Here is a 20,283-nt window from a genome sequence, read left to right as displayed (position 1 = left end):
ATATCACCGGGTGATCGCGGTCGACGGCAAGACCCTGCGAGGCGCCCGCCTCGGCGACGGCCGTCAGATTCATCTGCTGTCCGCCCTCGGCACCACCACCGGGATCGCGATTGCCCAGGTCACGGTGGACAAACAGTCGAACGAGATCACGTCGTTCACACCGCTGGTCGACGCCGTGGAGAAGGTGCTCGACACCCTGATCGGGGGTGCTGATCAACGCTGACGCCCTGCACACTCGGACCGGGCACGCCGACGAGGTCACCGCCCGTGGCGCGCACCTGGTCGTGCAACAGCTTGCCTGGGCACAGATCCCAGTCGGCGACCGAACCCGCGGTCTCTGGCCGGCCGCCAGTTCGACTACGCCGGCTGCGTCACCGCACTCGCCGTCGCCCGGCTGCCACGGGTGAGGCGCTTGACGCTCGGCGTCTTCGAACCGCTCACGAACTCGCACGCCGTGTACGGACGGCTGGGCGACATCACCGGGATGTCGGCGGCGTCATCCGTCGAAGGGCTGGAGCTGTACGGGCCATTCTACGCTTTCCACGCCCCTCGACCTGCCCGCTCTACAGCGTCTGTGGGTGGTGCGCGACGACCGCATGGTCACAAGCCCGCTGACCCGGACCGCCTGGCTGATCATCGACGACTGAACGTCCGTAACGTCAGCTCCGACGTCGAAGCGGCGTTTGCGCTTCAGCCGACCAACGCCCCCCCAATCACTGATCGGGCACCCCCAACTGGCACTGTGCGCGTCCGGCGAGCACCGCCGTCACGGCTGCGGGCCAGCGTCTCGTCGTGCCGAATTGAGTGCATTGCGAGAATGATTGAAGAGCGGTTGATCCGGATCCGCGCCTGCGCGCCCGGGGCGCCACGTTACGTGCTGGTCGCCACCAGAATCAGTGGCTGACGCGTGGCCTGGATCCCACGCTCAAATCCGCACGTGCCTCCATCCGAAGGGTCACCTCGGCCGTCCGGTGACTTGACGTCCCATGAGCGTGTCCCACCAGATGAGGACATCTGCCTCGTGACCGAGGGGTCGGCGACCTCCTAGCGTCAATGCCCTCGACAGCCGACACCTGGAGGATCTCTGATGGTAACCATGACCCGGTCCACCGCGCTGAAGACCGCGGCCGTCCTGTCCGTGCTGGTGGCACTCATCGGCATCGGGTTGTACGACCTGCCCAATCTGGTGCTCGGCGCACGCGACAGCGACGGCCCGTTCGCGCTCGTGCTCGGCAGCTTCACCTCCGACGTGCTGGCGCTCGTGGCGGCGTACGGCGCCTGGCGAAGCCAGAAGTGGGGTGCGGTCCTGCTGATCGCGGTCAACGCGTTCTGGATCATCCAGGCGATCAGCTCGCTGCTCTTCGATGCGACCGTGGCGGAGCTGACTTTCGCCGCGGTGATGCTCGTGCACCACGTCGTCGTCATCACCCTGTGCCTATGGCGGGAACGGGTCGTCAGTGCGGCCTGAGCGCAGCCGATGGCTGTACCAGTTGTTCGTCCCCTTCCTGATGATCTGGTACGTTTTCGTCGTCGCCGGCCTGGTGGCGGTGGTGGTCACGTTTCCGTCCCGGCCGATCGGCTCGCTCGCCGAGATCCCATGGTGGTCGCACGCAGTCGCGTTCGCCATCGTGGTGGCGACCTGGTCGCCGGTGGCGTCACGCGTCGAACGCGGCGTTCACCAGCTTGCGTACGGGCAGCGTGACAATACGTACGAGGTCGCCGACCAGGTCTACCGGCAACTGCAGGCAGACCCGCACATCGACGGGTTGCTACCGGCGGTCGCGGCGCTGCTCGCCGACACGCTCGCCCTGCCGTACGTCGAGATCGAGGCCGACGGCCGTGTCATCACCTCGCACGGAGCGGTGCCGGAGGGCGCGGCCGTCGTCGCCATCCCACTGACGTACCACCATCTGACACTCGGCACGCTGCGGGCGAGCGCACGCCGCCGCCGGGACTGGCTGTCCGCTGCCGATGTACGTCTTCTTGAGGACCTGGCGCGCCACGTCGCGATCACCCTGCACGCCGCCCAGCTCACCGCCGCGGTGCAGCACTCACGCGAACAACTCGTCACGGCACGCGAGGAGGAACGCCGGCGCATCCGCCGCGATCTGCACGACGGCCTCGCGCCCACGCTTGCCTCACTGGGTTTGCAGCTCGGCGTCCTGCAACGCACCCTGCGAACCGACCCGGCGGCGGCCGAACTCCTGGCCGGGGAATTGCGCAGCGGCATCCGGCAGGCAACAGCGGAGATCAGACGCCTGGTGTACGCGCTGAGACCGCCGATGCTTGACGAGTTCGGCCTGGTCGACGCCCTGCGCAACCTCAATCCGACCGATGGACTGGCCCGAACGGTCTCGGTGCCGGCGCCGATGCCGGTCCTGCCCGCGGCCGTCGAGGTCGCCATCTACCGGATAGCCGCTGAGGCGCTGCACAACGCCGCCCGGCACGCCAACGCGACCCGGTGCGCGGTCGAGCTCACCACCTCCGGTGACGAGGTGGTCTTCACCGTCACCGATGACGGACGGGGACTGCCCGAGACGTACCTCGCGGGGGTCGGTCACCTCTCCATGCGTGAACGCAGCATCGAGCTGGGTGGCACGATCGACATCGGCACCGCGCCAGGCGGCGGAACCCGGGTAGCCGTCACCTTTCCGATGAGGACTCATGACTGAGCCGATCACCGTCCTGCTCGCCGACGACCACCCGATGTTCCGCAGAGGTCTGCGGGCGCTGCTGGCGACGATGCCCGGCATCGAGGTGGTCGGCGAGGCCGCCGACGGCAACGAGGCCGTACGCCTGGCGCAAAGCCTCGATCCGCGTCTGATCCTGCTGGACCTGCAGATGCCCGGCGGCGACGGCCTCACCGCCATCCGCAAGCTGACCGGCAGCGATCCACACCCGCACATCCTGGTGGTGACAATGTTCGAGGACGACGATTCGGTCTTCGCGGCCCTGCGCGCCGGCGCCCGGGGCTACGTCCTCAAGGACACCGAGGACGAAGAGATGACCAGGGCGATCCTGGCGGTGGGGCACGGCGAGGCCATCTACAGCCCCGCGATAGCCACCCGGATCATGGCATTCTTCGCCGGCCGTACGACCGAGCCGTTCCCCGCCCTGAGTGAAAGCGAGCGCAACGTCCTGCGCCTGATGACGCGCGGCCTCGCGAACGACGACATCGCCATCAGCCTGAGCCTGAGTCCCAAAACGGTGCGCAACTATGTGAGCAACGTCTTCAGCAAGCTCCACGTGGCAAGCCGGGCCCAGGCGATAGTCCGCGCCCGCGACGCCGGCATCAACTGACCCTGCCGTGTCACACGAGAAGCCATCCGGCTCACCAGCGCCGCGGGGTCATGCACGTCGCCATTCTTCAAGATGCGCCGGTAACCGGCATTGGCCTGCGACCACGGCTCGGGCTGTGATCATTCGGCTGATCCGAGGACGAGCCGGGCTGCGGATACTTCCCTGATGGCCACCGTTGATCTCATCCCCGCCCCAGCCGGCGACGCGGTGACATTCCGTCTGCGCCGGTCGCGGCTGTGGCTGCGGATGGCACTGATCTTCATTCCCGTGTTTCTGCTGGTCCGCGGGATCGTGATCGGCCTCTCGCTGGGGGAGTGGGACTTCACTGAAACGGTGATCTGGGTGCTGCTGACGGCGATCGCCGGAGCAACCGGAGCCGTCCTCGGTGCCGGCCGCAATCTCGGATGGATACGCACATCGGCCGCCGGCTTGGAGTTCGCGGCCACCCGCCGCCACCCGGTGTTCTTGCCGTGGTCGGCGGTTCAGTCGGTCGGGCTGCGCTTCACCGGCCCGTTGACCGAACTGCTGGTAACTCCCACGAGCCTGAACGCCGCTACCGTCGCCGCCGTGTCGGCGTGGACACCACGGGTACGCCGGCGCTCGGGCGCCCCCGCGTTCATCGTCGACGTCGGCCTGATGACGCCCGGACCGTCGGCGCTGCTCGCCGAGCTGAATCGACGGCTTGTCGCCCATCGTTGAGGCGGGCCACCCTGGTGTGAGATCTTCCGTGCTTCCCGCTCGGCGGCCGTCCTCTTCTGCCGCCGGTCGGGGCGGCACTTCCGTCGAGACCGGGGCTCAGTGGCTGGTTCCCGGTAACGAGATCGGTTGGCCGCAGGGGGGCGTTCGCTCTGCGAGTCGGCCGCTATCGGCCAGCGGTGGTTGCGGCGATGGCCGCGTACTTGCGGTCTGGGTGCTCCGGGAACTGTTGCCTCAAGCGCTGAAGCTCGGTGAAACCGGCTCTTGCCAGGCGGGCGGACAACTCGTCCACGGGCCAACGGTATGCCGTACAGACCTTGTGGTCGAACGCGGCGACTTCGTCGTCGCTGTCGAAGAAGCCGATCACCAGCTTCCCGGAAAATGCCAGCATCCGGCGGAACTCGATGAGTGCTGCGTCCAGCTCCGGTGGTGACAGATGGATGGTCGAGTACCAGGAGAGGATGCCGGCCACCGAATGGTCGGGAAGCTCCAGGTCGACCATCGATCCGAGCCGGAACTCTGGCCCGGGAAAGTGTGTCCGGGCATGGTCGATGAACTCAGGGACCAGGTCGACGCCGGTCACGTCTGCGCCGAGTGAATGCAGGTAGGCGCTCCAGTGCCCGGGGCCACAGCCGAGATCGAACACCGTCCCGTCCAAGCCGACAAGGTGCTCTCGGACGAGGGCCGTGTCATCCGCGTGGGCCTGCCAGTCACCATCGAATAAGGCGATGTACTGCTCCGACATGTACGAGTAAGCGTCACGGACCGGCTGGTTTCTCACCGTGCCACTCTAGATTCAGAGTCAGCCCTCGATCCGCCCCGAACAGGCGTGCAGGGCTGCATGACCACGATCACGACGACGCCGACCGAGATAGTCGCCGCATAGCGTACGGATCTGCAGCTGCGAGCGTGATGGGCGGTGGCCGTTCGAGACGACGAGGTGCCGGGCAGCGGTCATCGCTCGGGGAGAACCTCACGAAGGTGCGCCGCGGCCCGGCATCCGAATAGTAGGCGCTCGTCAGGCGCATCTCCGGTGGCGGACCTGGACCATCAGGGCGCGAACTGGCCGGTCGAAGCGTGGGGTATGACTACCTCAACAGCATCCCAGCCCAACCTCGCCACTTCTGACTCGCGCCTCCTGATGGCCGCCGTGGCCGCCTACCTCGGCCGCTACCGCGGTCAGTCCCGGCTGCACACCGATTCCGACCTGAAGGTGTTCCTGCAGTGGTCGGCTGACCAACCCTTGAACCCGCTCGCCGCGGCTCGCACGGACGTCGAGCGTTACGTGCGCTGGTTGCAGGACGTCCACTGTTACCAGCCCTCGACGGTGTCCCGGCGGCTGTCGGTCGTGATCGGCTTCTACCGCGTCTGCGTGATCGACGAGATCCTGCCGCACTCACCCGCCGACTACGTCCGCCGGCCACTGGTGCCACCCGAGTCACCCACTCTCGGCCTCAGCCATCTGCAGTTCGAGGCGATGATCACCGCAGCCCGGCTGTCGGCCAACATCAACGACTACGCACTCGTCGCGATGCTCGGACTGCTCGGATTGCGGATCTTCGAAGCCTGCGGCGCCAACATCGCCGACCTCGGCGAGGAGCACGGCCACCGCGTGCTCAAGGTCCGCGGCAAAGGCGGCAAGGTAGTCCTCGTGCCACTACCGCCAGCGGTGGCCCGAGCGATCGACCGCGCCGTCGACGACCGCGATGACGGGCCGATCCTGCGCAACGCCCGCCGCTGTCGGATGGACCGGCACGCGGCGACCCGCCGGCTCAAGCACCTGGCCGAGACCGCCGAGCTGCGGATCCCCAAGATGCACCCGCACATGCTGCGCCACACCTTCGTCACCACCATGCTCGACGCCGGCGTCAGCCTCCGCGACGTCCAGATCGCCGCACGACACACCGACCCCCGCACCACCATCCACTACGACCGCCCGCAAGAACCTCGACCGCCACCCCAACTACATCCTCGCCACCTTCATGGCCTCCGGAACGTAGCCAGCATCAACACGCGGTCGTGCCGATGAGAGTGCGGCGAAGATCAGATCCGCACCGGCCTCAAGGAACAGCGAGCGCGCGATAAACAGGTACCATCCAGGCGATCCACGCGCTCCCACCCATGTCGACGCGAGGAATATTCACAATTGCAGTGATTTGATTCGATCGGAACATGAGGAAGCAGTGGAGTCGTTTACCCGCCAAGGCGGTAGGTGTCGCCCTTACCTCGACGACGATCATCTGTAGCGCCTTCGCGATCATCTTTCTGGCCCCTGGCTTAATTGTCGATCTCGACATGGGCGACCAGCCCCTCGACGGCGTAAAGCGAATAGAAGCTACGGGGCAAGCGCGCCAAACGCTGACACAGGCAATAGCTGGCGCTGCTGTATTGCTGGGCGCTTACGCCGCCTTTCGCCGACTCCGCGTCAATGAGGCTGAACTTAGGGTCTCACGCGACGGTCAAGTGACTGAGCGATTTACGCGGGCTGTCGACCACCTAGGCGCAACCAACATGGATGTACGGATTGGCGGGATTTATGCTTTGGAGCGGATCGCCCGCAATTCTCCGGACGACTGCGACGCCGTCACGGCAATTCTCAGCGCCTTCGTCCGAGGTCATGCACCGTGGCCAGGATCATCTTCGGCAGGTGACGTACTCCCTGTTCTGCAGCAGCCGACTCTTGCAATGCGCGCCAGCGATGTCCAGAGTGCAGTCACAGTTCTCGGACGGCTTCACCGAGCTTCAAGTAGCGAGCTACCGCGCCTTACATTCGTGGACCTACGAAGGGCTCGCATGTGGGGCCTCTGCTTCGATCACGCACTCTTTGGCGTCTCTTCTCTCGCTGGTGCTCGACTCGGTGATTGTTCCCTAGTAGGCGCCGATCTTGGTGACTGCGATTTGCGTGAGGCAGATCTTTCCGGCGCTGACCTTGCGGGAGCGATGCTATGGGGGGCCGATCTTGCCGGTGCGAATCTGAATGGTGCAGTGCTGAACGGTGCGAAGTTCGATGCAAGGACCAAATGGCCCGAGGCGTTCGACCCCACAGCTCGTGGCTGCATATCGGTATCCGACCCGAAAAGCCACTACAGGCGTCGCTAAATAAAAGTTGACACTCTCACCAGCGTAGAGCGGATATCCGGATCTGCCGCGGAGAATGCTCGCTGGGAGACGTTAGGCAGACAGGTTTCGAGCCTGAGCATGTGAGGACGTCCGGGCTGCAGGGGCTGGCCCTCGGCGACGGGCCGAGGCGGCGGCCGAGCTCCAACTGTGTCCGCGCCGGCAGAGGCGGCACTCACCTGCAGGTCACGAACCATGTCGGGGAGGTGAGTCGCATTGCCGGGTTCGAGCATGCGCGCGACGACGGCACGCATGTCCTCGCTCATTCCGTGACGCGATTTGGCGCGGTCACGATCCACGCAACTTCGAAGAGATAGTGCCTTCGGGCCGCAGCGAAGGCACTATCTCGATCAGGTTGCGTAGGCGTCCGCTCGGCTGAAGCCCGATTCTGTCAACGGCACGCTCCCGCCTCGCCCTGGTCGCGATGGTGCAGGCGCATTTCTGGGGCGGCCTCCGAGGTCAGCCCACCGGAACCGCGCTGACCTCGGTGGCCGCCGGGGTTCGCAGGGTGACAGCGGCCGCCCCGAAGCCGCCCAGCAACAGCAGCGGGCCGATCACCCCGATCGGGCCGAGACCCAGCAGGAAGAACGCGGCCAAACCTGCCCCGACCAGGGCCGGCACCCACCAGCGCACCACTCGGTCGACGGCCGCGCTGGTTGCCACCACTATCAGGCCGAGCAATGCCAGCAGCATGCCGGGCAGCACCCAGCCCAGGCTGAACGTCAGGTACCCGCCCTGCGTCTCGGCCGCCTGGTCGGCGATTGTGTTGCCGAGGGACTGGCGGGCGGCCAGGTCGAGGTAGTCGCCGAACATCAGTCCGCTGAAGTTGATCAGACCGAGCACGGTCAGGCCGCTGGCGATCCGGGTGACGCGGCGTCCCGGGGCGGCCAGCGTGAGCACCGCGGGGATGAACAGCACCCACGCCAGGTGCAGGAAGAACGCGCTTGCCTGCCCGAGATCCGGGTGCTTGAGGATGGAGTCGGGCTCGGGCGAGCCGGGCGGCACGGTGGCCATGCCCACGGCGAAGCTCAGCGGGGCAGCGATCATGCACATCTGGCCCGCGCGCCGCCGGAATCTGCCGAACACGCCCGGCTCATCGCCGGCGGCGCGGAAGCCGAGCACCTGCCGGGCTGCCATGGTGTACGCAACGACGAGCGTGACCGGCCCGAGAATGCACAGCGGCAGCGGCGAGATCGCAAAGAGCAGGTAGAGCACCGTCCCGGCGAGGGCCAGGCCCGCGGTCCACCAGTTGATCACCCGGGCCCGGGCGGCGGCGATCGGGGTCAGCATCAGGGCCAGCCCCCAGCCGAGGATCCCGAGTTGCTGCCAGCCCAGCACCGCCCAGGTCTGGTCGGCCATCCGGTCGTCCCAGGCGGCCAGTTGGGCGTCGGTCACGCCGCTCTGCTGCTCGAGGCTGAGCAGGGCGAAGTCTGCCGACATGAGGGCCCCGAAGGTGACCAGGCCGACTACCGTCGCCACCCAGGCGAAGATCGCGAGCACCACGCCGCGCCGGCGGACCGGGGCGAGCAGGCCGAGAAAACCGGGGACGAACAGCGCCCAGGCCCAGTGCAGGAGCAGTGAATGCCACTGGGTGGCATCGGGATGGGCCCGGTAGACGCCGTACTCCTCCACCGTGCCCAGCGCCGGATCCACCGCCGTGGAGACGGTCAACGCGATCGGGGCGAGCACCAGGCAGGCCGCCGTAGCTTTGCGCCACATTTGCAGAGTCCTTCCTCGAAGTTCTGGCGACGGACGCTACGAAAGGCCGGCCCGGCGGTCACCCGCACGCGGACGGAACTCGGCTCCGCCGCGCGGGGGACGGCGCGTCATCCTCGGGAGGGGTTCGGTGGCGCGATTCGGGACGTACCGTCGGCGCATGATCTCCGATGGGCTGCGCGCGATCCGGCCGACGGATGTCGCCCTGGCCGGTGGCTTCGCGGCGTTCGGGCTCCTCGAGGAGTACTTCATCCGGATGCCGGGCGGCTGGTGGCCGTACGTGCTGGCCGGGGTATGCGCCCTCATCCTGGTGCGCCGCAGCATCCCGCTGCTCGCGATGCTGCCGCACGTGGTCGCGCCGATCGACATGTTCTACGTCCAGGCGACAATCGCCGGGGAGAAGACAGTCAACTTCCGGTTGTGGCAGATGGTCGCCATGATGATCGCGGCGTACACGGTGGGCCGTTGCGTTCCGCCGACGAGCCGCTGCCGGCGGACCGTGCTCGGCATCGCCCTGATACTCCTCACCACAGGCATGTACCTGTGGTTCGACGACGGCGACCCGATGGCCGCGCTGTTCTTCCCCCTGGCTCCGTACGGGCTGGGCGTGGCCGTGGCGGTGCAGGCGCGCCGTACCGACGAGGCGGCCTCGGCGCGCGCGGCGATCCGGGAGCAGCAGGCACGCGAGGCGGTCATGGAGGAGCGGGTGCGGATTGCCCGCGAGCTGCACGACATGGTGGCGCACAGCGTGACCGTGATGGTGATCCAGGCCGGCGTGGTCCGGCGGCGGCTCGACGCGGGGTTGAGCGTCGACCGGGAGTTGCTGCACAGCATCGAGGCGTCGGGGCGGGAGGCGGTCGGGGAGCTGCGCCGTACGCTCGGGTTGTTGCGGGGCGAGGACGCCGATAGCGCTCAGCCTCCCGCCGGACTGGACCGCCTTGACGAGCTGATCGCCCAGGTCCGCGAGGCGGGACTGACGGTGACCATGCGACGGCGGGGGGCGCCGGTGCCGCTGCCGCCCGCGGTCGACCTGTCCGCATACCGGATCGTCCAGGAAGCATTGACCAATGTCCTCAAGCATGCGGGCCCGGTGCGGGTCACGGTGACCGTCGGGTATCAAACCGACGGCCTGTATCTGAGCGTGCTCGACGATGGCGGCGCGGTCGTCGTGAACGTCGGCGGCCAGGGGCTGATCGGCATGCGGGAACGGGCGGCGCTGTTCGGCGGCGAGCTGAGGGTCGGCCCTCGGGCGACGGGCGGGTTCGCGGTCGAGGCCCGGCTGCCGATGCCCGCGGCGGTGGCCCGGTGAGCATCAAGGTGGTGATCGCCGACGACCAGCGGATGGTCCGGGCAGGCCTGCGCATGGTCATCGAGACCGAGCCGGACATAGTCGTGGTGGGCGAGGCGGGAGACGGGGCCGAGGCGGTGATGGTGGCTCGCCGGGTGCGGCCGGATGTCGTCCTCATGGACATCGCGATGCCCCGCCAGGACGGCCTGTCCGCCACCGGAACCCTGCTGGGCTCACCGAATCCGCCCCGGGTCATCGTGCTCACCACGTTCGACTCGGACGAGAACCTTTACCGGGCATTGCGCGCCGGGGCCAGCGGTTTCCTGCTCAAGGTCTCCTCGCCGGAGCATCTGATCACTGCGATCCGGGTGGTCGCGGCGGGCGAGGCACTGCTCGATCCGGCGATCACCACGCGGGTGATCGCGGCGTTCGCCGGCCAGCCCGGCCCGCTGCCGCCACCCGAGGTGGGCGGGTTGACACCGCGTGAGGCGGAAGTGCTGCGGCTAGTGGCGCGCGGCCTGTCGAATGCCGAGATCGCCGCGGCGCTCACCGTGGGCGAGGCCACGGTGAAGACCCACGTGGCCCGGGTGTTGATGAAGCTCAACCTGCGTGATCGCGTCCAGGCTGTCATCTTTGCGTACGAGTCGGGGCTCGTCCGCGCGGGCGGGCGCAGCCTGGAGTGACCCACGGCCTCGGCGCGCCGTGTGCACCCGGTGCGCGAACGCAGCCTCGCGCGCTGCGGCCCCACAGGGCCGGCTGCTCAGCCTTGTCGGCGTCGACCTCGGCCACTTCAAACGGATGACCTTCAGCGGTGCTGACGAGGCCACCCTCACACTCCGAACCGACATGAAGCATCGGCCGCAGATCTCCACGATCAGGGCCAGGGCCGGCCGGTCGAAGCGGGGGGTACGACTGCCGGTTCAGCTACCGAGACCGTCTGCGGAGAACTGGGTCGACCGCGTGTGGCTCAACTGCCGCAGCATCGTGGCGTAGTGTGCCCGATCCGGGTTTTCGGGCGGCGTCAGTTCGAGCACCTCACGGACGGCCGCGATGGCGCCCTCGAGATCGTCGTAGGACCCGGTCAGCATCGCTCTCGCATGCCGGTGGCGAGCCAGGTTGATCAGGGCGGTGCGCCGATGCGAATGGCCGGCGGGCATCCCGCGGGCAGCGGAGATGGAGAGCTCGATTGCCTCGTCGAGGGCAGCGCGGCCGAGGCGGTGCTCGTACGTCAGAAAGAGCGCCCGGCTGACGACCGCCTGGAGCTCAGCCTTCACCGGGTCACCGCCCGGCCACGCCTCGAGCGCCTGCCGGCCGATGTGGACGGCCTCCTCGAGATCAGCGCCGGATCGGTCGGCCTCGAACCTGTCGCAGAGCGCTTGGCAGAGGCCCCGAAGTCGATAGGCGTAGGAGCGGTGCTCACGTGCGGTGGCTGCCAGCGATTCGCGGGCAGAGTCGACCTGCTCGGCCGCGAGACGGGCATTCCCGGTCGACAAGTAGGCGGATCTCAGCGACGTCGCTAGTTTGGAGAAGCGGGCCGCGCGATTCGGGTCGTCGGCCGCGGTGAGTGCGGCCGCCTCCCGCGCCAGTTGCACGGCGTGGTCCAGGTCCCCCGACTGCCGAGTCCGCTCATAACGGGAATAGACCACATCCCAGTAGTCACTCAGCAGTTCCCCCCGCCGGGGATGGCCGCGGGGCAGGTGCCGCGCCAAGGGCGCGAACAGTGCGGCGGCCTCGTCCGGGTGCTGGTCCGCGACCGCAGCCGCGTAGTCCATGACGACATCGAGTCCCTCCGCGACCGTCGTCCGGACGACGTCGCCGACAGGCGCGTCCTCTTCGTCCAGGCGGTCCAGTGCCGCGGCGGCGTACGCGATTTCCTCGGCCTTGCCCACGCCCTCAGTCAGTTGGAATCGGAGCGCGTGGAACATGGCCAGCGTCTGAAACAGTCCGGTAGCGGCATCCGAACGGTAGTCCGCGCCGATCCTGCGTACGGTGTCCGCCTCGGCGCGCGCCTGTTCGGCCAGCAGGGGCGTGGCGTCGCCCGGCGCCTGGAGGAACGCCCCGATCCGAGCGTGCAGCCGGTCGGCCAGGTAGATCGCCTGCTCGAAATGTCCATGAGGGTCGTCATGTTCTTCCGGGTTGACTGGAGTGATCGGGCGATCGGGAGTTTCCGCGGACCGCGGCTCATCCCTCTCCCTGGCCAGGATGGGTGCGGCGTCGCTGGTCAACGCGGTGGTGATCGCGGCGTGAACGCGGCGCCCGTCCTCCATCGCCGCGCGAAACGCGGCTGATTGCAACATGGCGCGCATCCGGCGCGGATTGCCGCGTTCGTAGAAGGTGAGTGATTTCAGGTAAGTGCCGAGGCGCCGGTGCGAGGCGGCGAGTCGCTCGCCGTACCGCCGCGGATCCGCCTGGAACAGGCGCAGGAGGATCTCCGCTGATTCGGTCATCGCCGCCAGCGCCTCGTCCCGCCGATCTGTCATGGCGAGCCGCGAGCCATAGGTGTCCAGCCCGCTCGCGAGGTCATGTAGGTGCCGTACCGGGTTACGTTCGGCCAGCCGGCGTCGGAGCTGCACCGACTCGGCCGCCACGGCTGACGCCTCGGTGCGGTTCTCGCGCCCGGAGAGCACGATGCTCAGATTGCTGAGCGCCATTGCGAGAGGCTCCCGGTAGAAGTCCGGGTTGCTGCGTTCGAGTTCGCGGAACAGGGAGACTGATTCGCGGAGCAACCGCTGAGCGGTTCCGCGGCGCAGGCCGCCGGAGAATCGACGGCCGGTGGTGTGCCCGGCGAGATTGATCAGGGCGCCGGCTAGGTCCGGCCGGTACGTTTGCGGATCCCTCGCAGCCAACTCCCGATAGATGGCGACCGCCTCCGCCGCGACGGCGTGGGCCGCCGAACGCGACGCCAGGCCCGGCAGCATACCGCTCAAGTTCATCATGGTGCCGGCGAGCAGGGTCTGGACGGCCTGGTCCTGCACCCGTGAGGACCTTAACGTCTCGACGGCTCGACGCAGCGCCGTGACCGCTGCGGGCCGGTCACCGTCGTCGAAAGCTGCTCGGCTCTGGGCGGCCAGAGCAGTCGCGAGTTCCAGCGCGCCGGTACCGGGGAGGTCCTGGAGAATCGACACCGCCTCGGCCGCCGCACTGTTCGCCGCGTCGGTATGATTCGCCCTGTTCTCGGCGGCCGACAGGTTGATCAGGGCGTGGGCCAGGGCCTCCTGGTGTGCCGGGCGGGCCGGGCCTGCAACCTCGCGGAAGCCGGCGACCGCGTCGCGCGCGACAGCCAGCGCCTCGTCGAACCGTCCCGCCTGGTGCAGCCGGGGAACGAGCGCAGCGTGTAGTTCGGCCCGCTCGAGCACATCCGTCGTGGCGGCCAACCGGCGGCGCGTCAGCTCGGCCAGGACCTCTGCCGTGCCCACGTCGAGCGTCATGTGCTGGGCCGGCGGAAGGTGCGGTTCGATAGCTGCCAGCACGTCAACACCCACCGCGGGGAGCCGGGCGATGGCGGTCAGCGCTGCGCTGCCGGCTTCCACGGCGATCTCCGGCCGCTCCCTCAGAAGCGGGAAGAGACAGGTCTCGCCCACATGCGGCCACCGTTCGGCAGCCGCGGTCAGGAAGGTTGCCAACCGGGCCAGCACCGCCGGTTCGCGGCTCCGCACCACCTGGCCGACCGTCGCGACCGCCCACCTCTGGGCCGGGTAGTCGGTCTCGTGACCGGGCAGGGTCAGCGACAGGAAGTCTTCGGCGAGCCGGTCCGGGTACAGCGGTTCCAGTACGCTGCCATCCGTGGCTGCCGGATAGCAGGACAGGTGGTCGTCGAGGACCAGATCACTCGGCGGCGCCACCTGCAGGGCTTGCACCAGCGTGGTGCCGAGCGAACGGCGAACCGGGCCGCCTAGTACGGCGGTGAAGACGACGCGGTCCATCGTCGGCGGATCGAGGCGCCCGGGATCCGTGGCATGCCGATGTGCCCAGTGCGTGTGCTCCCGGTCGAGCAGATAGATCGTCAGGTCCGCCATGTCGCGCGGTGGAGGCCGCCCCCGAACGTAGGCGTCGACTGCGACGAGCGCTGCCATGTGGATGGCCAGAGTCAGACCCATGTCTTCGTCGTTCAGCGGCAGCGGGGAGTCGATCGATGCGACCTCACTCAGTCCGTAGCGGGCGCCGAAAGCGACTCGCGCGGCGGTGAACATCTCGGTCCGATTGCCGCTGCCGGCATCGTCCGGCAAGGAGGCCAGGTGTGTGCTGGATACCGAGAATTGCGCGTTGGCCAGGCTTCCGCGCACTGCCGGCCACACGTCGTTCGTGCGCGCGAGCATGAGGATGCGTGTGGGTCGTCCCACCTGATGCAACTGGGCGTTGCTCAACAGCCAGGTCAGGTGCTGGAACGGCCAGCGGTCGGCATAGTCCACGATCAGCAGCAGACCGGCTGTGCCGTCGGGGCGCAGGTCCTGGCTGCCGGGCGGGAGCAGTACGGAGCCGGGTCCGTGGGTGGCCATCGCCACCAGCCAGCCCTCGGCTGCCGACTGGGCGGCGAACTCGGCGGCCAGCCGCGACTTGCCGATACCTCCGGCGCCGTACATCCATCGCGCCGACCGTGATCGCCGATCCTCGCGCCAGGAACGAAGGTCGGCCATCTCGACATCCCGGCCGACGAACTCGACCACCGCGAATCGTGAGTTGAGCATCCGGCTGGGAACCTCGCGGAGCCACTCGCTGTCAGCAGATCGGCTCGGGACCCAACGTTCCAGGAGGTAAACGGGCGATCCATCACCGAACACATGTATGTCGGCACCGATGGCGCCGTAGGCAAAGCCGGATTCGGCGCGCACAGTCTGTCGTGTGGTCGGCTCCGCCTCCGGTGAGGACGGCTCGCTCATGCGGTCACCCCCAAGTGTTGCTGTCGTCGTTGGTTACTGACGGACAGCGATGGCGGTGAGGCGCGGACAGATGTTGTCCGGACGGGCGACCAGCAACGCCCCCTCCGGAGCGCATCGTCGTTGAAGAGAGCGCGAGAGGACCGCGTGACAGGTCGCACCGCCATTGGGACGAACGTCAGGCCATCAATGTCTCATCCGGGTCGACTCCGTGGCGGATGAGCAGCTGCGGCACGTCATGATCGGGCATCCCGTGCAGCATCAGTGCGGCGACACCCTGCTCGAATGCCTGCCGTAGGGATCGGCCGAAGCCCAGTGCGGAGTAGAAGGCCGCGGCGAAGATGGTGGCCGATCGGTCGTTGATCGGAGCTTGCATGCCGATGATGAAGTCGATGTAAGTGCCGATCGCCTGAGCCTGTACCGCCGAGTAGCAGGCGTTGAGCAGCACGACGCGGGTGTTGTCCGGGGTGGCGCGGAACACCGCGGCGAGCGCTTCAGGGCTGACCTGTTGTGGGCCGCGATCAGCTGCTGCCAGCATGATCTCGCCGGTTGTCGTTCCGTGTCCGCTGAAGTGCACGATGTGTGGCCGGTGTTCGTTGAGGGATTGCAGCAGGTCAGCTGGCCGCACCGCCCACCTGGTGATCAGGTCGAAGTCGTCGCGGTCCTGCGAGAGCCGCAATTTCTCGGTGATCTCCCGTGCTTCCTCGTCGATGGCCAGCCTGGCGCCCGGTTGCGGGTTCGCCGCCAGCATGAGAATCCGGATGCGGTGGTCGTCTGCGCCCGTTCGGCGGTTGGTTTTCAGCGGTGAGGCGATCTGGGGATGGTGGATGATGTTGCCGTGCATGGCACCGAACGCGGTGCTGCCTTGGCCCGTCGCGATGATGTTCTGGACAGACTCGGAGACGAGGTCTCGTTGCGCCGGTCCCTGAGGTAGATCGGCATCACTCACATTTGCCTCCGCAGCTACTGCGAGCCTGTCGTCGCCAAGCTATCAGCCTGCTGTCCGTCAGAACCCGTTGGACGTCCGCTGTCAGGCGGACGATGAGGAGTCGGATTGCCGCATGAATCGACAGCACATCGAGGCGCTACGGCGGTGGCGGGATACAGGCCACAGTCGTCGGCCCGGGGTTGCGAGCCGGCCGTACCGGCGGCGCAGATGATCAGGTCTGTGTGTCCAGGCAAGGATGCCGGCGGGTGATCCCGTGAGCGAGTTCGAGCAGCGGATCCGCGCCGAGCCCGGTAGCACCGTCTACGCCGTGCTCAACGGTGACATCCACGTCCGCAATGGCCACCCGGTGTACCGGTTCGAGTCGTTCGCGCTCGAGCCGAGGCCGGTCGACCCGACGCAGGCCCGACTCCAGCCGAGCCGCGTACTGGCCACGGAAAGCCGGATCGTGCCCTTCGCCGGCCGGGGCGACGAACTCGCCCGGCTCACGTCGTGGCGCGACGACCCGGAACCGGGCCTGTCGGTACTGCTCGTACATGGTCCTGGCGGTCAGGGGAAAACCCGGCTCGCCGCCCAGTTTGCGCTGGCGTCGGCCGCGAACCACTGGACGGTCTGGGCCGGACACCACAGCAGTGACCCGACTGCCACCACTGTGGTCGCTCCAGGGAAAACCGGTTCGGCTCTTGTCGTGGTGGTCGAGTACGCCGAGCGCTGGCCCGTCGATGATCTGCAGCTGTTCCTGCAGAACCCGATCTTGCGCGTTCCCCAACGGGCGCGGGTCCTGCTGGTCAGCCGCTCGGCCGGCTCCTGGTGGCCGGGCATCCGCCACCGGCTGACGAAGGCCGAGATAGCCGTCGGCGAGAGCGTCGATCTGGCACCATTGGCCGCTTCCCCTGAGCAACGCAGGGACGCGTTCATGGCGGCCGGCGATGCGTTTGCCAGGGTCTTCGGCGTACGGGCGAACTTGATACAGCTCCCGGAACGGCTTGACGGCGACGAGTTCAAGGCCGTCCTCAGCGTACACATGGCGGCGCTCGTCGCGGTCGACGCGCTGGCACACGGTAGACGAGTCCCGGCCGACCTGGTGGGGCTGTCGGCGTACCTGCTCAACCGCGAGTACGACTACTGGCAGAGCCGCTACGACCATGATGCGCAGTTCACGACCGCACCGGCCGTGCTGGCTCGCACGGTTCACACCGCGACGCTCACCCAGCGTCAGCCGCGCGCCCTCGCCGGCCGAATCCTCGCTGGCACGGGCGTGGCGGCCGAGCCGGAGGTGCTCGCCGTCGTCGACGACCATGCCGGCTGCTACCCGCCGGCGGCTGCGGGCTTCGGCCTTGAGCCCCTGTACCCGGATCGGCTGGGCGAGGACTTCCTGGCGTTGCGGATACCCGGCCATGGGCACGGCGACTACGCCCCCGACCCGTGGGCGCGCACTGCGCCGGAACGGTTGCTCGCCCTGGCCAAGGAGAGCGATTTCGCGGCCCTGACCCGGCCGGTGCTCGGCGTACTGATCGAGGCGGCGCACCGGTGGCCGCACGTCCGCGACAGTCTGCAGCCGATATTGCTGGCCGACCCACGGCTCGCCGTCGACGCGGGCGGCTTCGCCCTGGCGCGCCTCGCCGAAATCGACGGTATCGACAGCGAGCTCCTCGACGCCATCCTCCCGCTGCTGCCCATTGACCGGCACGTCGATCTCGATGTCGGCGCTGCCCGCGTCGTGCAGGTCGTCACCAGGGCGAAGCTGACCCACACCGAGGACGACGAGACCAGGGCGGGGCTCCTGGCCGCCCTCGGCGTTCGGCAACAGGCGGTCGGTCTGTACCGCGAGGCGCATCAGTGCGTGGCGGAGGCCGTCGCCATCTACCGCGGCCTAGCGGAAACGGCGCCGCAACACTTCCGCCGGCCATTGATCCGGGCGCTGCACCTCGACGCGATTGCGCTCTCGGATCTGGGCCGCACCGAGGAGGCGTTGGCACTGGCTGAGGAGCTGATTGCCCTGGAACGTCGCTACGGCGACCCCACCTCGGAGGCGGACCTCCTCTCGATGGCCAACTCGCTGCACCACCTTTCCATCTACCTGTCGGACCTCGGGCAGCTGCACGCCTCGCTCGCGCCCGCCGAAGAAGCGGTCCGCATCCTGCGGGACCTCAACGCTCGGGTGGCCGTCACCGCCCACCTGGCGGCCTTGGCCTTCTCGCTCGACGGTCTGGGCACCCGGCTCTACGAACTCGCCCGCCCACGCGACGCCCTCCCACTCATGCGGGAGGGCGTCGACATCTACCGCTCGCTCGCCGAAACCGATCCGAACTTGTATCTGCCGAGTCTGTCCGTGGCGGTGCACAACCTCGGCAATGTGCTATCGGAGCTTGGCCGGCGAGACGAAAGCCTGTTCTGCGCCCGCGAGTCGGTGCGCATCGACCGCCAGTTGGTGGCGGCGAACCCTGGCGCCTTCCTGCCGGATCTGGCGTCGTCGCTCATCAACCTGGCGATCGACCTCGGTGCGCTCGGCCAGGAGGAGAGTGCTCTGCCGTTCGCTGAGGAGTCCCTGGAGATCCGCCGACGGTTGTGCGTGACTGATCCTGGCACCTACCGGCCGGCTGTCGCCAGAACCCTGCTCAACCTGAGCGTCAATGTGTCCAATACGGGTGATCGCAAGCGGGCTTTGGACCTGACCGCCGAGGCCTTGGGAATCTTCCGCCCGCTGGCCGAGGCCAACCCGGCGATGTACGAGGAATGGCTGGCCGGCGCCCTGTCCACACTGGGCCTGCAGTCGGCCCGGATCGGCCGACGGTATGAAGCCGTAGCCGCGGCCGAGGAAGCCGTGCAGCGGTTCCGCCGGTGCGAGGACGCGTTCCCGGACAGCTTGCCGAATTCTCTCTACGGCCTCGGCGTGCGGTACGCCGAAGTCGGGCGACGTGACGAGGCGGTCGCCGTCACCGAGGAAGCAGTCGCGACCTACCGGGCTCTTGACGACCTCCAGCAGGCGGACCACCGTCAAGGGCTTGCCCGGGCGCTGAACAGCCTCGGCGAACGGATGGCCGAACTCGACCGGGACGCTGAAGCCCTGACCGCCATCACGGAGGCGATCGCCATCTTCCGATCGCTGGAGCACGACGATCCGTCCCTGGACCGGGAAGAACTGTCTCATGCACTGGCGAATCGGGCCCTGCAGGAGTCGCGGCGAGGCGCTCATCAGGACGCAGCGGTGACCGCCCGGGAGGCGGTGTCGGTATGCGAGCCCTTGGCGCGGGAACACCCGGCCTACTACCTGCCGGAATTGGCCGCTCGACTGTCCCGCCTGGCGACGGTGTTGACCGTTGGCGGGCTGGACCCGCGCGAGGCCCACGCAGCCGCACAGCAGGCCCACGAGATATACCTGCCGTTGGCCGAACAATACCCGCAGGCATTTGCCGACGGACAACGGCAGACAAACGCTCTTCTTGAGAGTGCCAACTAGCCTCGCGCCTTCGGTAAGAGTGTCTGGTGGCGCGCGTGGGGTGGTCAGTCATGCCGGCACTCGCAGGCTGACCGATCTCGCTGACAAGACAGTGTTGACCAGCGGTTTCATTCATGCGCGGCCTGCCGGTCCCGTGGCAGCGGTCGCGGCGCGTATCACTTCGGTTGACTCGTGGGGCGTTCGCGTTCCGACGTTGTGCTGACGATTCGCGCATCGATTCCCGGCAGTCTCATGGCATCGCCACGACGACGACGGAGGAATCGAAATGCGCAACGTGGTAATCGTCATCGCGATCGTTCTCGCGGTCATGTGCGGCGGCCTCGGCTGGGCCGTCTACCAGCTGTTCGACACCGGACTGGAGCTGAGCAAGGCCAGTATCACCCGCGAACAGTTCGACGCGCAGCGGGAGGGAACCCCGCAGGCCACGGTGCTGGCCGCCCTGCCCGCACCGTTGACCGGCATCGAGGACAAGGACCTGTACGGCAACGACCCGGGACGCAAGGGCGCGCCGGCCGGGGCGTCCTGCGTCTACTACGGAATCAGCCCCATCACGGGTGAGGGCCCCGAGCTGTGGCGGTTGTGTTTCGTCGACGGCAAGCTCGCCGAGAAGAGCGCCCTGACCATTCCGGACGAGAAGTGACCCCGCTGATCGCCGCCGGCCTCGTCTTCGGCGGGGCCGGGCTGGTCATGCTGATCGCCGCCCAGTATCTGGGGCATCGCGCCGTGACCGAACGAGATCCCGAGGCGGTGCGCGCCGAGGTGCACGCCACTCTGCATCGCGACGGCTGGACGGCATCGGTCAGGATCTACCGCGAGCGGACCGGTGCGGGCCTGCTCGAAGCACACGACGCGGTCCGCCGGATCGCCCGCGAAAACCGCTGAAAGG

Annotated in this window: 16 protein-coding genes; 12 read left to right on the top strand and 4 right to left on the bottom strand. The window is 67.9% G+C overall.

Going from position 1 to position 20,283, the window contains the following annotated elements:
* The first annotated feature begins 10 nt into the window (after positions 1–10).
* The 5 genes from CLV67_RS53965 to CLV67_RS43370 all read left to right on the top strand — a co-directional run bounded on the left by CLV67_RS53965 (position 11) and on the right by CLV67_RS43370 (position 3,999).
* On the top strand, positions 11–223 hold the full coding sequence (locus CLV67_RS53965) for a hypothetical protein (RefSeq protein WP_239166829.1): 213 nt from the start codon (positions 11–13) through the stop codon (positions 221–223).
* Positions 224–1,096: 873 nt separating this feature from the next.
* The gene (locus CLV67_RS43385) at positions 1,097–1,468 is read left to right on the top strand and encodes a hypothetical protein (RefSeq protein ID WP_106329470.1); all 372 of its coding nucleotides are present in this window, start codon (positions 1,097–1,099) and stop codon (positions 1,466–1,468) included.
* Positions 1,458–2,672, top strand: a complete 1,215-nt coding sequence (locus CLV67_RS43380) for a GAF domain-containing sensor histidine kinase (protein ID WP_106329468.1) — start codon at positions 1,458–1,460, stop codon at positions 2,670–2,672. The genes CLV67_RS43385 and CLV67_RS43380 overlap by 11 nt, the downstream gene beginning before the upstream one ends.
* Entirely contained in the window at positions 2,665–3,300 is a 636-nt protein-coding gene (locus CLV67_RS43375) for a response regulator (RefSeq protein ID WP_106329466.1), read from the top strand. Before CLV67_RS43380 ends, CLV67_RS43375 begins: the two co-directional genes overlap by 8 nt.
* 90 nt (positions 3,301–3,390) lie before the next feature.
* A complete protein-coding gene (locus CLV67_RS43370; protein ID WP_146169530.1) occupies positions 3,391–3,999 on the top strand; it encodes a SoxR reducing system RseC family protein in 609 nt (202 codons plus the stop codon).
* A 163-nt stretch (positions 4,000–4,162) separates the two neighbouring features.
* On the opposite strand, the gene CLV67_RS43365 is transcribed toward CLV67_RS43370, so the two are convergent.
* Positions 4,163–4,777, bottom strand: a complete 615-nt coding sequence (locus CLV67_RS43365) for a class I SAM-dependent DNA methyltransferase (RefSeq protein ID WP_239166828.1) — start codon at positions 4,775–4,777, stop codon at positions 4,163–4,165.
* A gap of 303 nt (positions 4,778–5,080) precedes the next feature.
* Here CLV67_RS43365 and CLV67_RS43360 point away from each other — a divergent pair, with 303 nt between their 5' ends.
* Both CLV67_RS43360 and CLV67_RS54625 read left to right on the top strand, forming a co-directional pair.
* Entirely contained in the window at positions 5,081–6,025 is a 945-nt protein-coding gene (locus tag CLV67_RS43360) for a tyrosine-type recombinase/integrase (RefSeq protein WP_203737686.1), read from the top strand.
* Between the two features lie 143 nt (positions 6,026–6,168).
* Entirely contained in the window at positions 6,169–7,095 is a 927-nt protein-coding gene (locus CLV67_RS54625; RefSeq protein WP_106329462.1) for a pentapeptide repeat-containing protein, read from the top strand.
* A 477-nt stretch (positions 7,096–7,572) separates the two neighbouring features.
* On the opposite strand, the gene CLV67_RS43350 is transcribed toward CLV67_RS54625, so the two are convergent.
* Positions 7,573–8,832, bottom strand: coding sequence for a hypothetical protein (locus CLV67_RS43350; RefSeq protein ID WP_146169529.1), 1,260 nt, complete (start codon positions 8,830–8,832; stop codon positions 7,573–7,575).
* Positions 8,833–8,989: 157 nt separating this feature from the next.
* On the opposite strand from CLV67_RS43350, the gene CLV67_RS43345 reads away from it, so the two are divergent.
* Positions 8,990–10,138: a sensor histidine kinase gene (locus CLV67_RS43345; RefSeq protein WP_106329458.1), complete on the top strand. Its 1,149-nt coding sequence runs from the start codon at positions 8,990–8,992 to the stop codon at positions 10,136–10,138.
* Positions 10,135–10,800, top strand: a complete 666-nt coding sequence (locus CLV67_RS43340; RefSeq protein ID WP_106329456.1) for a response regulator — start codon at positions 10,135–10,137, stop codon at positions 10,798–10,800. Before CLV67_RS43345 ends, CLV67_RS43340 begins: the two co-directional genes overlap by 4 nt.
* A gap of 237 nt (positions 10,801–11,037) precedes the next feature.
* Here CLV67_RS43340 and CLV67_RS43335 read toward each other — a convergent pair whose 3' ends face one another.
* Positions 11,038–14,946, bottom strand: coding sequence for a tetratricopeptide repeat protein (locus CLV67_RS43335; RefSeq protein WP_170154229.1), 3,909 nt, complete (start codon positions 14,944–14,946; stop codon positions 11,038–11,040).
* Between the two features lie 223 nt (positions 14,947–15,169).
* Complete coding sequence (locus CLV67_RS43330; RefSeq protein ID WP_146169528.1) at positions 15,170–15,940, bottom strand: CHAT domain-containing protein; 771 nt, start codon at positions 15,938–15,940, stop codon at positions 15,170–15,172.
* 253 nt (positions 15,941–16,193) lie between these two features.
* On the opposite strand from CLV67_RS43330, the gene CLV67_RS43325 reads away from it, so the two are divergent.
* From CLV67_RS43325 to CLV67_RS43315, 3 genes are all read left to right on the top strand, one after another.
* The gene (locus CLV67_RS43325; RefSeq protein ID WP_170154228.1) at positions 16,194–19,397 is read left to right on the top strand and encodes a tetratricopeptide repeat protein; all 3,204 of its coding nucleotides are present in this window, start codon (positions 16,194–16,196) and stop codon (positions 19,395–19,397) included.
* A 265-nt stretch (positions 19,398–19,662) separates the two neighbouring features.
* Positions 19,663–20,037 carry a hypothetical protein gene (locus CLV67_RS43320; protein ID WP_106329446.1) on the top strand — a complete coding sequence of 125 codons (375 nt, stop codon included), beginning with the start codon at positions 19,663–19,665 and terminating at the stop codon, positions 20,035–20,037.
* A complete protein-coding gene (locus CLV67_RS43315; RefSeq protein ID WP_106329444.1) occupies positions 20,034–20,279 on the top strand; it encodes a hypothetical protein in 246 nt (81 codons plus the stop codon). Before CLV67_RS43320 ends, CLV67_RS43315 begins: the two co-directional genes overlap by 4 nt.
* Positions 20,280–20,283: the final 4 nt, after the last annotated feature.

The sequence above is a fragment of the Actinoplanes italicus genome, from assembly GCF_003001815.1.
In the GTDB taxonomy this organism is placed as follows: Bacteria; Actinomycetota; Actinomycetes; order Mycobacteriales; family Micromonosporaceae; genus Actinoplanes; species Actinoplanes italicus.
This window is presented reverse-complemented; position numbering and strand designations above follow the sequence as displayed.